The organism is Mycobacterium sp. NPDC003323, assembly GCF_053589535.1.
In genome coordinates this window covers 1,325,413-1,339,427 of the sequence record NZ_JBSFSB010000001.1, presented here as the reverse complement: position 1 = coordinate 1,339,427, position 14,015 = coordinate 1,325,413, and the positions used below count along the sequence as shown (strand labels likewise).

Below are 14,015 nucleotides of genomic sequence, written 5' to 3'. Positions count from 1 at the left end.
GCCCGATCCCGGAATCAACTCCCCCGTCCTGCTGCTCGACGGCGCCAGCATGTGGTTCCGCTCGTTCTTCGGGGTGCCGTCCTCGATCACCGCGCCCGATGGCCGGCCCGTCAACGCGCTGCGCGGTTTCATCGACAACATCGCCGCCCTGGTGACCACACACCGGCCCGGCCGGCTGGTGGTCTGCCTGGACCTGGACTGGCGCCCGCAGTGGCGCGTCGACCGCATCCCCTCCTACAAGGCGCACCGCGTCGAGGAGGCCCTGCCGGACGGAACCCCCGATATCGAAGAGGTGCCCGACGAGCTGACCCCGCAGGTCGACATGATCATGGCGATGCTGGACGCCTTCGGGATCGCCACCGCGGGAGCGCCCGGGTACGAGGCCGACGATGTGCTGGGCACGCTGGCCGCCGCCGAGCGAAAAGATCCGGTGGTGGTGGTCAGCGGCGACCGCGATCTGCTGCAACTCGTCGGCGACGACCCCGTCCCGGTGCGTGTCTTCTATATCGGGCGCGGGCTGGCCAAGGCGGTGCTGTACGGCCCCGCCGAGGTGGCCGAGACCTACGGCGTCCCGGTGGATCGCGCCGGACCGGCGTATGCCGAACTCGCACTGTTGCGTGGGGATCCCTCCGACGGGTTGCCGGGTGTCGCCGGTGTCGGGGAGAAGACGGCCGCGACGCTGCTCGCCCAGCACGGATCGCTGGCGGCCATCGTGGCCGCGGCTGCCGATCCCGGGTCGAAGATGCCTACGGCACAACGGAAGAAGCTGTTGGCCGCGCAGGAGTACATCGTGGCCGCCGAACCGGTGGTGCGGGTGGCACTCGACGCGCCGGTCAGCATGTCCACGGCGACCGATGCGTTACCGCTGGCCGCCGCCGACCCGTCCCGGGTGGTCGAACTGGCCACCGAGTTCGGCGTGCAGTCCTCGATCGCCCGGTTGCAGAAGGCGCTGGACAAACTGCCCTGACGGCGCGAGCGACCGCGTCGGAACCGCGACACGCCGCCGCGGTGCGCACTCTGCGGTCGCTCGCGGCGGACCTACTTCGGTCGACCGACCTCGTAGGTGCCGTTGTCGTCCTGGAAGGTCACGGTGACCTGACGCTTGGTCCCGTCGATGCTGACCTCGCAGGTGAAGGTGTCACCCTTCTTGACCTCGGGGCTGACACCACCGTTGCAGGTGACGTCGCGGACGTTCTGGGCGCCGTAGCCGTTGGCTTCGTCGGTGAGGATCTGCTGCACCCCGGTCTGGGCGGCCTCCACGTCCAGCGTGGTGGTGACGAAGAAACCGGGCTTCCAGAAGCCGAGCACCAGCACCGCGACGATGATCACCAGGGCGAGCCCGCCGATGACGCTGCCGATGACGGCCAGCGACTTCTTCGAGCCCTCCTCGGAACCGGTGGGGCCGTAGGGCTGGTACTGCTGGGACGGGTCGTACTGGCCGGGCTGCCCGTACTGGGGCTGCTGGCCGTAGGGCTGGCCCGGCTGCTGTCCGTACTGCGGGTACTGCGGCGCGTATCCGGTCGGCTGCTGACCGTACTGGTCGGGCTGCGGGTACTGCTGCGGCTGCCCGTAGGCGGGCTGTCCCGGCTGCTGGTACTGCGGGTACTGCGGCGCCTGGTAGGCGGGCGGCTGGCCCCAGGCCGGGGCGTCGCCGGCGGGCTGCTCGGGCGTGGGAGGCGGCTGCCAGGCGGGTTGATCACCCGGCGGCGGGGTGCCGCCGGACTGCGGCGGCTGACCCGACCACGCCTGCGTGGGGTCAGATCCCTGCGGTCCGCTCATCGTGTCTCCTTGATCCGGGCTCGGTCTACGCTCGCCGCCACACTACCCTGCATCAACTGCCACGACGCCTCGTCGAATGTCGTTGATGGCGCGTTTCGCCGCGGTCCGCAGTGCCGGTGCCGGTGCGGCATTGCGCACCTGGTCGGCCAGATCCAGCACCTGTCGGCACCACCGGACGAAATCGCCCGCGGACAGCGGGGATCCGTTGCCGTTGACATCCGAGGCGGCCAACGACGACGCCAGATCTCCCGTCGTCGCCCACTGATGGATGGCGGCGACGAAGCCGTCATCGGGTTCGCGGCTGTGTGTGATGCGTTGGCGCTGTTCGTCACTGCGGATGTCGGCCCACAGCCGCCGGGTGCCCGCCAGCGCCTTGCGCAGATTGCCGGTCGGAATCTGCATGCCCTGCGGTGCGGGCCCGTCACCACGGGATTCGAACAGCACCGCCGAGAGCACGCCGGCCAGCTCGGCGGGGCCCAATCCGTCCCACACCCCACGGCGCAGGCATTCGGCCACCAAAAGATCGCTCTCGCTGTAGATCCGCGCCAGCAGCCGACCGTCGTCGGTCACCCTCGGCGTGTCGCCCGAGCGGTCCACGAATCCGCGTTCGGAGAGCAGCACCAGGATCCGGTCGAAGGTACGCGCCAACGAGTTGGTCGCCGCCGCGACCTTCTGGCGGATCTGCTCGTTCTCCCGCTCCAGACGCAGATACCGTTCGGCCAGCCGGATCTGGGTCTCGCGGTCGGCGGCACCGTGCACCGGGTGGCGACGCAGCTGGTCGCGCAGCCCGGCCAGCTCGGGATCGACATCCGGTTCGCCCCGCGGGGCGCGGCGACGGCTCGGCACATCCAGGCCGGCCGCCGCCGACAGCAGCGCCGAGGCCAGATCGCGGCGCACCCGGGGCTGGCGGTGCTCGACCCGTTTGGGCAGGTGCATCGACCCCAGCGCGGATCCGCCCGAGTAGTCACTCGACGAGATGCGGCCCGCCCAGCGATGTTCGGTGAGCACCAGCGGTCGCGGATCCTCGCTGTCGCGGGCCGGTTCCAGCACCACGGCCAGGCCACCGCGACGTCCGCTGGTGATGTTGATGATGTCGCCGCGGCGCAGCGCGGTCAGCGCGTCGTCGGCGGCGCGACGGCGTTGCAGCCGAGACGCCCGTGACTGTGCGCGTTCCCGGGTGGAGATGGCCGCCCGCAGGCGGGCGTACTCCAGGATCGGCGGCTCGGTCTTCTTGCCCGGCTCTGCGCCCATCTCGGCGGCGAGATCGGCGAGCATCTTCTCGCCGCGGGCAAGTCCGCGTACCAGACCGACGACCGAGCGGTCGGCCTGGAACTGCGCGAACGATCGCTCCAGCAGCTTGCGGGCCTGTTCGGGACCCATCTGCTGCACCAGATTGATCGTCATGTTGTACGACGGCGCGAAGGAACTCTTCAGCGGGAAGGTGCGGGTGGAGGCCAATCCGGCGACCTCCGCCGGTTCGGCGGCGGCGTCATCGGGATGCCAAAGCACCACCGCATGGCCCTCCACATCGATACCGCGCCGACCCGCCCGCCCCGTCAACTGGGTGTACTCACCGGGCGTCAGCGGCACGTGCTGCTCGCCGTTGTACTTGACCAGCCGCTCCAGCACCACCGTGCGGGCGGGCATGTTGATGCCGAGCGCCAGTGTCTCGGTGGCGAACACGGCCTTGGTCAGGCCCGCGGTGAACAGTTCCTCGACGGTGTGCCGGAAGACCGGGAGCATCCCCGCGTGGTGGGCGGCCAGCCCGCGCAGCAGGCCCTCACGCCATTCGTAGTAGCCCAGCACCTGCAGGTCCGCATCCGACAGGTCCGCGCACCGCCGGTCGATGATCTGTGCGATGCGCTCCCGGTCCTCGTCGGTGGTCAGCCGCAGCGGCGAGCGCAGACACTGCTTGACCGCGGCGTCGCAGCCGGCCCGGGAGAACACGAAAGTGATTGCCGGCAGCAGACCTTCGGCATCCAGCGTGGCGATCACATCGGGTCGTGACGGCGGTCGGTTCAGGCTGGGCCGGCCGGTCTGGCGGCCCCGCCCCCGGCCGCGGGGCTGCCAGTCGGTGAGCCGGTCGGCTTCGCGCCGATGGGCGATGTGGCGCAGCAGGTCCCGATCCACCAGCGCCTGGTCGCTTCCGCTGAACAGGTCGAACAACCGCTTGCCGACCATCATGTGCTGCGACAGCGGCACCGGCCGGTGCTCGTCGACCACCACCGTGGTGTCACCGCGCACGGTCTGGATCCAGCCGCCGAACTCCTCGGCGTTGCTCACCGTCGCGGACAGGCTGACGAGTCGGACCTCGTCGGGCAGGTGCAGGATGACCTCCTCCCACACCGCGCCGCGCATCCGGTCGGCCAGGAAGTGCACCTCGTCCATCACCACATGGGAAAGCCCCTGCAGGGCAGCGGAGTTCGCGTAGAGCATGTTACGCAGCACCTCGGTGGTCATCACCACCACCGGTGCGTCACCGTTGATGGACTGATCACCGGTGAGCAGGCCGATCTCCTCGGGCCCGTAGCGCTGCACCAGGTCGGTGTGCTTCTGATTGCTCAGCGCCTTGATCGGCGTGGTGTAGAAGCATTTGCGGCCGGCGGCCAGCGCCAGGTGCACGGCGAACTCGCCCACCACCGTCTTACCGGCCCCGGTCGGCGCGCAGACCAGCACACCGTGCCCGTTCTCCAGCGCGGCGCAGGCCCGCAGCTGAAAACCGTCGAGCCCGAACCGCAGCTGCTCGGCGAAACTGCGCAGCTGAGGTCCGGCGTCAGGTGGCGTCGTCATCGATCAGTGCCTGCGAGGACACCGCGGTCGGTGGGGCGATCGGCTCGGCCGCCGGAATCGGCGCGGCCTGATCCTCGGGCACCTCGGCGAGCGCCTCCCGCTTGGCTTTGCGCCTGTCGTGGATGCGGGCGATCTGGATGGCGAACTCCAACAGCAGGGTCAGCGCGAGCGCGAGCGCGAGCATCGAGAACGGGTCCGAACCGGGGGTGGCGAAGGCGGCGAAGACGAACAGCGCGAAGATCAGCCCACGGCGCCACTCCTTGAGCCGCGCATAGGTGAGCACCCCGATCAGGTTCAGCATGATGATCAGCAGTGGGAACTCGAAGCTGATACCGAAGACCAGCAGCAGGTTGATCAGGAAGCCGAAGTACTGGTCACCGGACAGCGCGGTCACCTGGACATCGCTGCCGACGGTGAGCAGGAAGCTCAACGCGGTGGACAGCACCACATAGGCCAGCACCGCGCCACCGATGAACAGCACCCCACCGACGGCGACGAAGGCGACGCCGAACCGGCGCTCCTTGTTGTAGAGCCCGGGGGTGATGAACGCCCACAGCTGGTACAGCCAGACCGGGCTGGCCAACACCACACCGGCGGTCAGCGCCACCTTGAGGCGGAGCATGAACTGGTCGAACGGGCCGGTGGCGAGCAGGCGACACTGCCCGTCCGGGGCGATGGTGGCGCGCGCCGATTCCGGCAGCGCACAGTAGGGCCCGCGCAGCCATTCACCCAGGCTGTGGAAACCCAGAAAGCCGTGGGTGTACCAGATGAAGCCGAGAATCGTCGTCAGCACGACCGCGGCCACGGCGATCAGCAGCCGGTTGCGCAGTTCGGCCAGATGGTCGACCAGCGACATGGTGCCGTCGGGATTGGTCTGCGCACGACGACGCAGCTTCTTGAGTATTGCGGGGGTCTGCACGGGCAGCCTTAACGTCGAAGCAAGCGCGGGACGTCCCACCGGCGCAGTGGATGCCGCGGGTGGGACGGGGACTGCGGCAGGCTAGGCCGTGCGCTTGTCGCTGGACTGCTCGGGGGCGTCCACGCGCTCCGAACTGACCGGAGTGGCCTGGGTCCCGCTCTCGGGCAGCGACGTGCTCGGCTTGTCGGCGCCGTCGGACTGCATCTCCTTGATCTCGGACTTGAAGATCCGCATCGACTTACCCAGCGAACGCGCCGCGTCCGGGAGCTTCTTGGCACCGAACAGCAGGATGAAAGCTGCGATAACGATCAGCCAGTGCCAGGGTTGAAGACCGCCCAATTCAAACACCTCCAGAGATTGTGGTCGAGTCTACTCGTCTTCATACGCGCGAACCGCGGCTGCGGCTGTCTCGCGGACCTTGTCCGCCAAATCCCGTGGCTTCAGCACCCGCACGGCCGATCCGAAACCCAGGACGAAGCGGGCCATCCACTCATCAGAAGCGTATGTCATGGCCGCCTCACATGCACCGTCGGGAAGCTCGGTGAGCACCCGCAGCGGGTAGTAGTCGAACATCCAGCCGGCGGACTTGTCGATGAGCAGCGTGGCCGACGGCAGCGACGGATCGGCGTCGAACAGCGCGGTATCCGGTTCGGCCTGCACGGCCGGCGCCGGTGGGTTCGAGGGTTCGTCGAGCACCCGCGCGTCGACGATGCGGTCGAACCGGAACAGCCGCACCCCCTCCGCACTGCGGCACCACGCCTCCAGATAACTGCGGTCGCTGACGAGCACGACGCGGATCGGGTCGACGATGCGGCTGGAGACGGTGTCGTGGGAAGCCGAGTGGTACTCCAGTGCCAGTGCCCGGCCGGTGCGGGTGGCGTCCCGGACCGCGGTGGCGCTGACGGGTTCGCAGACGTCGACGGGTTCGGCCGCGCTGGCGGTGCCCGCCGCGGACTCGATCTTGGCGATGGCGCTGCGGGCGGCCTGCGGATCGACCATGCCCGGCACGTCCAGCAGCGCGCGCAGCGCCACCAGCACGCCGGTGGCCTCGGTGGAGGTCAGCCGCAGCGGATGGTCGACACCGGCGGCGAAGGTCACCGCGATGGTGTCACCGGTGAAATCGAAGTCGATGAGATCACCGGGGCCGTAGCCGGGCAGCCCGCACAACCACAGCTGATCCAGATCGGCATCGAGCTGTTTGCGGGTCACGCCCAGCGCGGCGGCCGCCTCGTCACGGGTGACCCGGGGATTGGCCTGGAAGTACGGCACCATGTTCAGCAGCCGGACCAGCCGGGTGGACACCTGGTTCATGAGCGGTCCTCGCCGGCGGTCGAGGTGTTACCCGCATGCGCCCGCAACCGGGCCAGCACATCATCGCGCAACTGCGGCGGGTCCAGGGCCACCGCGTCGGTGCCGTAGCTGGCGATCTCGCGGGCCAGCCGGTCGTGCATGCCGATGTCCACGGTGATCTCCTCCCCTGTGCGTCCCCGCCAGGTCAGAGGTGCGGCGGTGACGGCCTGGCGGCGCAGTGCGGTGGCCCGGCCCTCGGCGATCCACACCCTGGCCTGCTCCCCGGTCGGCACGTCGGCCACCACCCGCTGCACGATCTCACGCAGATCGATCCCGTCGGGGACGGTCACCGCGCCCGACGGTCCGATCGCCTTGGCACCCGGCCCGATGCGCGACAGCCGGAACGTCCGGGTGTCGGCACGGTCGCGATCGTGACCGACGACGTACCAGCGACCCTGATGGGTCAGGACACCCCACGGTTCCAGGGTGCGCGTCCGATAGGGGTCGTTGCGGGTCTGGCGGTGCTGGAACTGGACCACCCGGCCGGAGTTCGTCGCCGCCAGCAGCACGCCGAGGGCCTCCTCGGAGCCGCGCAGGCCGGGCAGCGCCGCGGTCGACGTGATGGCCACCCCGGCATCCTCGGAGTCGACGTCCACCCCGGCCGCGCGCAGCTTGAGCAGCGCACTCTGGGTGGCGGTGACCAGTTCGGGCGACTGCCACAGCTGGGTGGCCACGGCCACCGCGGCCGATTCCTCGGCGGTCAGTTCGACCGGTGGCAGCGCGTAGGCCTTGCGGTTGATCCGATAGCCCTCGGTGGCGTCGAACGAGGACAGTTTGCCGGTCTCCAGCGGGATCCCCAGATCGCGCAGCTCGTTCTTGTCCCGTTCGAACATCCGGGAAAACGCCTCGTCGGAGGCGCTCTCGGAGTAGCCCGCGACGCTCTTCCGGATTTTCTCGGCCGTCAGGTACGAATTGGTGGACAGCAGTGCGATCACCAGATTCATCAGGCGTTCGACTTTTGACGTCGGCACGTCAGCAGCTTAGGGCGTGTGCGCCCGATGACCGTGCGCGACGCTCACATGCTCGCGATGAGGCGCTTCACCCGTTCGTCCACCGACCGGAACGGATCCTTGCACAGCACCGTGCGCTGGGCCTGGTCGTTGAGCTTGAGGTGCACCCAGTCGACGGTGAAATCGCGGCCCGCTTCCTGTGCGGCGCTGATGAACTCGCCGCGCAGCTTGGCCCGGGTGGTCTGCGGCGGGGTGTTGACCGCGGCCTCGATCTCCTCGTCGGTGGTGATCCGGGCCGCCAGACCCTTGCGCTGCAGCAGGTCGAACACACCGCGGCCGCGTTTGATGTCGTGATAGGCCAGATCCAGCTGGGCGATCTTCGGATCGGACAGCTCCATGTCGTAGCGATCCTGATAACGCTGGAACAGCTTTCGTTTGATGACCCAGTCGATCTCGGTGTCGACCTTGGCGAAGTCCTGGGACTCGACGGCGTCGAGTTGGCGGCCCCACAGATCGACCACCTGCTCGATCTGGGTGTTGGGTTCGCGGGTCTGCAGGTACTCCACGGCCCGGCCGTAGTACTCGCGCTGGATGTCCAGCGCGCTGGCCTGGCGCCCGCCGGCCAGCCGCACCGGGCGGCGCCCGGTCAGGTCGTGACTGACCTCCCGGATGGCCCGGATCGGGTTGTCCAGCGAGAAGTCCCGGAACGCCACGCCGGCCTCGATCATCTCCAGCACCAGCGATGCCGTGCCGACCTTGAGCATGGTGGTCGACTCGCACATGTTGGAGTCCCCGACGATGACGTGCAGTCGACGGTACTTCTCGGCGTCGGCATGCGGTTCGTCACGGGTGTTGATGATGGGACGGCTGCGCGTCGTCGCGCTGGAGACGCCCTCCCAGATGTGTTCGGCGCGCTGCGACAGGCAGTAGGTCGCCGACTTCGGGGTCTGCAACACCTTGCCGGCACCACAGATCAACTGGCGGGTCACCAGGAAGGGCAGCAGCACGTCGGAGATGCGGGAGAACTCGCCGGCCCGCACGATCAGATAGTTCTCGTGGCAGCCGTAGGAGTTGCCCGCGGAGTCGGTGTTGTTCTTGAACAGGTAGATGTCCCCGCCGATGCCCTCATCGGCGAGGCGCTGCTCGGCATCGATGAGCAGGTCCTCCAACACCCGCTCGCCGGCCCGGTCGTGGGTGACCAGTTGGGCCAGGTTGTCGCACTCGGCGGTCGCGTACTCGGGGTGGCTGCCCACATCGAGGTAGAGCCGGGCCCCGTTCCGCAGGAAGACGTTGGAGCTGCGGCCCCAGGACACCACCCGCCGGAAGAGATAGCGGGCAACCTCGTCGGGGCTGAGCCGGCGGTGACCGTGGAACGTGCAGGTCACACCGAATTCCGTCTCGATACCCATGATCCGTCGCTGCACAAAGTCGAGCTTACGGGGTGGTTCACGGTATCGGTGGGCAAGCCTCGCCGGTATTCGTTTCCGGTCGCGGGTGGGCGCGACCTACTGTGCGGGCGGCGGCTCCGGATCGGCGTCGCTTCCGCCGTCCGCGGCGGGCACCAGTGCCTCCAGCGCCGCACCGGTGATCCGGCGGAAGGCGCGGCGCGGACGATTGGCGTCCAGGACGGCGACCTCCATGGTGGACGGTCCGAGCACCCGGGTCTCGCCACCGTTGCCCGAACCGGCGATGCCGGCCCGCAGCGCGTTCACCGCGATGGTGACCGCATCGGCCAGGTTGGCGTTCTCGGTGTAGGACTCGGCCAGCGCGGTGGCGATCGGTTCGGTGGTGCCGCCCATCACCACGAAATGCGGCTCGTCGGCGATCGACCCGTCATAGGTGATCCGGTACAGCTCAGGGGCTTTCGATTCGCCGTAGTGCGCAACCTCGGCCACGCAGAGTTCCACCTCGAAGGGTTTCGCCTGCTCGGTGAAGATGGTGCCGAGCGCCTGGGCGTACACGTTGGCCAGCTGGCGACCCGTCACGTCCCGGCGGTCGTAGGCGTAGCCGCGGGTGTCGGCGAATTGGATGCCGGCCACGCGCAGCTTGTCGAACTCGTTGAACCGGCCGACGGCGGCGAAGCCGACCCGGTCGTAGAGTTCGCTGATCTTCTGCAGCGACCGCGACGGGTTCTCGGCGACGAACAGCACACCGCTGTCATAGGCCAGCACCACCACGCTCCGACCACGCGAGATGCCTTTGCGGGCAAGCTCGGACCGCTCACGCATCGCCTGTTCGGGCGAGATGAAATAGGGAAAACTCATATCAGCCGTTACCGCCCGCGCGCGTCCGTTTCTCGATGACCTGCCTGGCCAGATCGGCGATCCTGGCCTCGGTGACCTCCTCGGCCCCCGCGGAACTGATCAGCACCGCGGTCGGGTAGATACCGCGCACCAGATCGGGACCGCCGGTCGCCGAATCGTCGTCGGCGGCGTCGTAGAGCGCCTCGATCCCCGCCATCAGGGCGGAGTCGGCGTCGGTCACCTGGGGGTAGAGCTTCTTGATCGAGGACTTGGCGAACAGCGAGCCCGAGCCCACCGCCTGGTAGCCCTCCTCCTCGATGTTCCAGCCGCCGGCCGCATCGAAGGACACGATGCGCCCGGCGTTCTGCATATCGGGGTCGTCGATGTCGAAGGCGACCAGCAGCGGCAGCGCGACGAAGCCCTGTAGGGCCGCACCGAGATTGCCGCGCACCATGGTGGCCAGCCGGTTCACCTTGCCGCGGAAGGTCAGCGGCACACCCTCGACCTTTTCGTAATGCTCCAGTTCGACGGCGTAGAGCCGGGCGAATTCGACGGCGATGGCCGCCGTGCCCGCGATGCCGGTGGCCGCGTAATCGTCGGCGATGTGCACCTTCTGCACGTCGCGGCTGGCGATCATGTGGCCCTGGGTGGCGCGCCGGTCACCGGCGATCAGGACACCGCCGGGGAATTTCAGCGCCACGATCGTCGTGCCGTGCGGCAGATCGGTACCTGGGCCGCCGGCGGCACCACGGCCGCCCGGAAGCAACTGCGGCGCCTGCCGACTCAGGAAATCGGAGAACGACGAGAGGTTCAGATGAGCTGGGGTGAGATCGAGACTGTCGGGGAACGGTTTATGCGACCAACCCGTCACTGGCCACCCTTTTGCACGTAGGCACGCACGAAGTCCTCTGCGTTCTCTTCCAGGACGTCGTCAATCTCGTCGAGCAGATCGTCGGTCTCCTCGGCCAGCTTCTCGCGGCGCTCCTGCCCGGCTGCCGATGCGCCGGGAACGTCGTCATCCTCACCGCCGCCACCGCCACGCTTGGTCTGCTCCTGAGCCATCGCTGCCTCCTGATTGCTCTGTCCGGTTCTTTCACATTACCGGTCGACACCGATAAAGCTGGGGATAGCGAAGGTTAGTTGGTGAGCTGCTCGACGAGTTCGACGGCACTGTCCACCGAGTCCAGCAGCGCACCGACATGCGCCTTGCTCCCCCGCAGCGGCTCCAGGGTAGGGATCCGGACGAGCGAATCCCCACCGAGGTCGAAGATGACCGAGTCCCAACTCGCCGCGGCGATATCGGCGCCGAACCGGCGCAGGCATTCACCGCGGAAGTACGCCCGGGTATCGGTGGGCGGGTTGTCGACGGCGTCGAGCACCTGTTGTTCGGTGACCAGACGCTGCATGGAACCCCGCGCCACCAGGCGGTTGTACAGGCCCTTGTCCAGGCGCACGTCGGAGTACTGCAGGTCGACCAGGTGCAGCCGCGGGGCGGACCAGGACAGGTTCTCGCGCTGGCGGAATCCGTCGAGCAGTCGCAACTTGGCCGGCCAGTCCAGGATCTCCGCGCATTCCATGGGATCGCGCTCCAGCAGATCCAAGACGTGTGCCCAGGTCTCGACGACATGGTCGGCCCGCGGGTCGGGGTCACGGGCCTCGACAAGTTTGGCAACCCGGTCCAGATAGATCCGTTGCAGCGCAAGCGCGGTCAGCTCGCGACCGTCGGCCAGCGCGACGGTGGCGCGCAGCGACGGGTCCCGGCTGATGACGTGCACGGCGTGCACCGGGCGCGCCAGTGCCAGATCGGAGAGGTCGATACCGTGTGCCGGGCCCTCCTCGATGAGATCGAGCACCAGCGAGCTGGTGCCGACCTTGAGGTAGGTCGATGTCTCGGCCAGGTTGGCGTCGCCGATGATGACGTGCAGCCTGCGGTACTTGTCCGCGTCGGCATGCGGTTCGTCGCGGGTGTTGATGATGCCGCGTTTGAGCGTGGTCTCCAGGCCGACCTCGACCTCGATGTAATCGGCGCGCTGGGACAGCTGGAAACCCGGCTCGTCACCGGAGGGACCGATACCGACGCGGCCCGAGCCGGTGACGATCTGACGGGACACCAGGAACGGGGTGAACCCGGCGATGACCGCGGAGAACGGGGTCTGCCGTGACATCAGGTAGTTCTCGTGGGTGCCGTAGGACGCACCCTTGCCGTCGACGTTGTTCTTGTACAACTGCAGCTTGACCGCACCCGGCACGCTGGCCACATGGCGGGCGGCGGCCTCCATGACACGTTCGCCGGCCTTGTCCCAGATCACCGCATCCAGCGGGTCGGTGACCTCGGGAGCCGAGTACTCGGGGTGCGCATGGTCGACGTACAGCCGCGCCCCGTTGGTCAGGATCATGTTGGCCGCGCCGACCTCGTCGGCGTCGACGATCGGGGCGGGTCCGGTGGTGCGGGACAGATCGAATCCGCGGGCGTCGCGCAATGGCGACTCCACCTCGTAGTCCCATCTGGTGCGCTTCGCGCGCTGCAGTCCGGCCGCCGCCGCGTAGGCCAGCACGGCCTGCGTGGAGGTCAGGATCGGATTGGCCGTGGGGTCCGACGGCGAGGAGATGCCGTATTCGACCTCGGTGCCGATGATCCGTTGCATACGAGAAGCCTAGGCGACGTGCCGTGGCGGCCGGTCAGCGCGTCACCGGTGCGGCTGTCTCGCGTGCCGCCAGATGCTCGGGTCGGATCCCATCCGCCGCATAGGGATCGAGCAGCCGGTTCTCCACCGAGTTGAACACCAGGAAGACGTTGGACCGCGGCAGCGGGGTGATGTTCGATCCCGAGCCGTGCAGCAGGTTGCAGTCGAACCACAGCGCCGTGCCCGCCGCGCCGGTGAACTGATCGATGCCGCACTGATCGACGGCCTTGGTCAGGGTGTTCTCATCGGGTACGCCGAACTGTTGGGCGACCAGCGACTGCTGATGGTGATTGTCGGGGGTGGCGCCGACACATGGGTAGAACGTGCGGTGCGACCCCGGGATCACCATCAGCGACCCGTTGTAGGGATAGTTGCGGGTCAGCGCGATCGAGCAGGACACCGCCCGCATGCGCGGCATACCGTCCTCGGCGTGCCAGGTCTCGAAATCGGAGTGCCAGTAGAACCCGGACCCGGTGAAACCTGGCATCAGGTTGATCCGGGCCTGATGGATATAGACATCGCTGCCGAGCAACTGCCGCGCCACCGGCAGCACCGTGTCGAGGCGCACCACATCGGCGATCAACTCGCTGAGCAGGTGCGGTTGGAAGATCGAGCGGATGGTCCCGCGCGGCTCCCGGATGACGCGCGGATCATCGGAGCCGAGGTCGGCGGCCAGCCGGTCGATCTCGTTGCCCAACGGCGTGACAGTGTCCGCGGCGACGGTTTCGGGTCGGATCAGGTACCCGCCCTCGGTGTAGGCGTCGATGTCGGCGGCACCGAGCGGGCCGTCGGTACCGCCCCACACCACCGGATCCTGGCGTTCGATCGGCGTGATCGCGTGGTCGAGCCTGCTCGGGTACGGATCATGCAAAGGTTGCAGTACAGCCGAACTCATGCAGACGCAGCCTCCCGTGGTGCAGGGTAGGCGCCGGTCTCGTCGTGCACCTCGTCACCGACCACCGGCGGGTTGAACACACACAGCATCCGCAGTTGGTCGGTGCACGTGACGCGGTGTCGCTCATGGCCGTTGAGCAGGTACATCGTCCCCGGCCCGAGGTCGTACACCTGACCGGTCTCCAGATCTGTCAGGGTGCCGGCACCCTCGATGACCCAGACCGCTTCCACATGGTGCTGGTAGTGGAACTCGCTGACCGAATCCGTCTGGATGACGGTTTCGTGGAAGGAGAACCCGACTCCGTCACCGGCCAGGATGATCCGCTTGGATCGCCATGCACCGGCAGCGACATCGCGCTCGGTGCCGGTGATCTCGGCAGTGGTACGCACAATCATGACAATGAAC

Annotated in this window: 14 protein-coding genes; 1 reads left to right on the top strand and 13 read right to left on the bottom strand. The window is 68.1% G+C overall.

The features are described from left to right. Window positions 1–13 precede the first annotated feature (13 nt). A complete protein-coding gene (locus tag ACWDUN_RS06235; protein ID WP_449926322.1) occupies window positions 14–967 on the top strand; it encodes a 5'-3' exonuclease in 954 nt (317 codons plus the stop codon). A gap of 71 nt (window positions 968–1,038) precedes the next feature. Here ACWDUN_RS06235 and ACWDUN_RS06230 read toward each other — a convergent pair whose 3' ends face one another. The 13 genes from ACWDUN_RS06230 to ACWDUN_RS06170 all read right to left on the bottom strand — a co-directional run bounded on the left by ACWDUN_RS06230 (window position 1,039) and on the right by ACWDUN_RS06170 (window position 14,005). Further along, window positions 1,039–1,779: a DUF4333 domain-containing protein gene (locus ACWDUN_RS06230; protein WP_449925878.1), complete on the bottom strand. Its 741-nt coding sequence runs from the start codon at window positions 1,777–1,779 to the stop codon at window positions 1,039–1,041. A 42-nt stretch (window positions 1,780–1,821) separates the two neighbouring features. After that, window positions 1,822–4,569, bottom strand: a complete 2,748-nt coding sequence (locus ACWDUN_RS06225; protein WP_449925875.1) for a DEAD/DEAH box helicase — start codon at window positions 4,567–4,569, stop codon at window positions 1,822–1,824. Continuing rightward, window positions 4,553–5,488, bottom strand: coding sequence for a twin-arginine translocase subunit TatC (tatC, locus tag ACWDUN_RS06220; protein ID WP_449925872.1), 936 nt, complete (start codon window positions 5,486–5,488; stop codon window positions 4,553–4,555). The genes ACWDUN_RS06225 and tatC overlap by 17 nt, the downstream gene beginning before the upstream one ends. Window positions 5,489–5,569: 81 nt before the next feature. Further along, window positions 5,570–5,827 carry a Sec-independent protein translocase subunit TatA gene (gene tatA, locus ACWDUN_RS06215; protein WP_449926319.1) on the bottom strand — a complete coding sequence of 86 codons (258 nt, stop codon included), beginning with the start codon at window positions 5,825–5,827 and terminating at the stop codon, window positions 5,570–5,572. Between the two features lie 30 nt (window positions 5,828–5,857). Continuing rightward, the gene (locus ACWDUN_RS06210) at window positions 5,858–6,799 is read right to left on the bottom strand and encodes a helix-turn-helix transcriptional regulator (RefSeq protein ID WP_449925869.1); all 942 of its coding nucleotides are present in this window, start codon (window positions 6,797–6,799) and stop codon (window positions 5,858–5,860) included. Then, window positions 6,796–7,809: a helix-turn-helix transcriptional regulator gene (locus ACWDUN_RS06205; RefSeq protein ID WP_449925866.1), complete on the bottom strand. Its 1,014-nt coding sequence runs from the start codon at window positions 7,807–7,809 to the stop codon at window positions 6,796–6,798. Before ACWDUN_RS06205 ends, ACWDUN_RS06210 begins: the two co-directional genes overlap by 4 nt. A 44-nt stretch (window positions 7,810–7,853) precedes the next feature. Continuing rightward, complete coding sequence (pafA, locus tag ACWDUN_RS06200) at window positions 7,854–9,212, bottom strand: Pup--protein ligase (RefSeq protein ID WP_449925863.1); 1,359 nt, start codon at window positions 9,210–9,212, stop codon at window positions 7,854–7,856. 81 nt (window positions 9,213–9,293) lie between these two features. Beyond that, the gene (prcA, locus tag ACWDUN_RS06195) at window positions 9,294–10,052 is read right to left on the bottom strand and encodes a proteasome subunit alpha (RefSeq protein WP_449925861.1); all 759 of its coding nucleotides are present in this window, start codon (window positions 10,050–10,052) and stop codon (window positions 9,294–9,296) included. A gap of 1 nt (window position 10,053) precedes the next feature. After that, window positions 10,054–10,902, bottom strand: a complete 849-nt coding sequence (gene prcB, locus ACWDUN_RS06190; protein WP_449925858.1) for a proteasome subunit beta — start codon at window positions 10,900–10,902, stop codon at window positions 10,054–10,056. Next, complete coding sequence (locus ACWDUN_RS06185; RefSeq protein WP_083054794.1) at window positions 10,899–11,093, bottom strand: ubiquitin-like protein Pup; 195 nt, start codon at window positions 11,091–11,093, stop codon at window positions 10,899–10,901. The genes prcB and ACWDUN_RS06185 overlap by 4 nt, the downstream gene beginning before the upstream one ends. A gap of 74 nt (window positions 11,094–11,167) precedes the next feature. Beyond that, window positions 11,168–12,676: a depupylase/deamidase Dop gene (gene dop, locus ACWDUN_RS06180; RefSeq protein ID WP_449925854.1), complete on the bottom strand. Its 1,509-nt coding sequence runs from the start codon at window positions 12,674–12,676 to the stop codon at window positions 11,168–11,170. Between the two features lie 34 nt (window positions 12,677–12,710). Next, window positions 12,711–13,610 carry an ectoine hydroxylase gene (gene thpD, locus ACWDUN_RS06175; protein ID WP_449925851.1) on the bottom strand — a complete coding sequence of 300 codons (900 nt, stop codon included), beginning with the start codon at window positions 13,608–13,610 and terminating at the stop codon, window positions 12,711–12,713. Next, on the bottom strand, window positions 13,607–14,005 hold the full coding sequence (locus ACWDUN_RS06170; protein WP_449925848.1) for an ectoine synthase: 399 nt from the start codon (window positions 14,003–14,005) through the stop codon (window positions 13,607–13,609). The genes thpD and ACWDUN_RS06170 overlap by 4 nt, the downstream gene beginning before the upstream one ends. Between the last annotated feature and the right edge of the window lie 10 nt (window positions 14,006–14,015).

Excerpts from the sequence above, each read along its gene's own strand:
- dop (WP_449925854.1), bottom strand. The coding sequence starts at position 12,676 with ATGCAACGGATCATCGGCACCGAGGTCGAATACGGCATCTCCTCGCCG.
- thpD (WP_449925851.1), bottom strand. The coding sequence starts at position 13,610 with ATGAGTTCGGCTGTACTGCAACCTTTGCATGATCCGTACCCGAGCAGG.
- prcA (WP_449925861.1), bottom strand. The coding sequence starts at position 10,052 with ATGAGTTTTCCCTATTTCATCTCGCCCGAACAGGCGATGCGTGAGCGG.
- ACWDUN_RS06230 (WP_449925878.1), bottom strand. The coding sequence starts at position 1,779 with ATGAGCGGACCGCAGGGATCTGACCCCACGCAGGCGTGGTCGGGTCAG.
- ACWDUN_RS06225 (WP_449925875.1), bottom strand. The coding sequence starts at position 4,569 with ATGACGACGCCACCTGACGCCGGACCTCAGCTGCGCAGTTTCGCCGAG.
- ACWDUN_RS06210 (WP_449925869.1), bottom strand. The coding sequence starts at position 6,799 with ATGAACCAGGTGTCCACCCGGCTGGTCCGGCTGCTGAACATGGTGCCG.
- ACWDUN_RS06185 (WP_083054794.1), bottom strand. The coding sequence starts at position 11,093 with ATGGCTCAGGAGCAGACCAAGCGTGGCGGTGGCGGCGGTGAGGATGAC.
- ACWDUN_RS06170 (WP_449925848.1), bottom strand. The coding sequence starts at position 14,005 with ATGATTGTGCGTACCACTGCCGAGATCACCGGCACCGAGCGCGATGTC.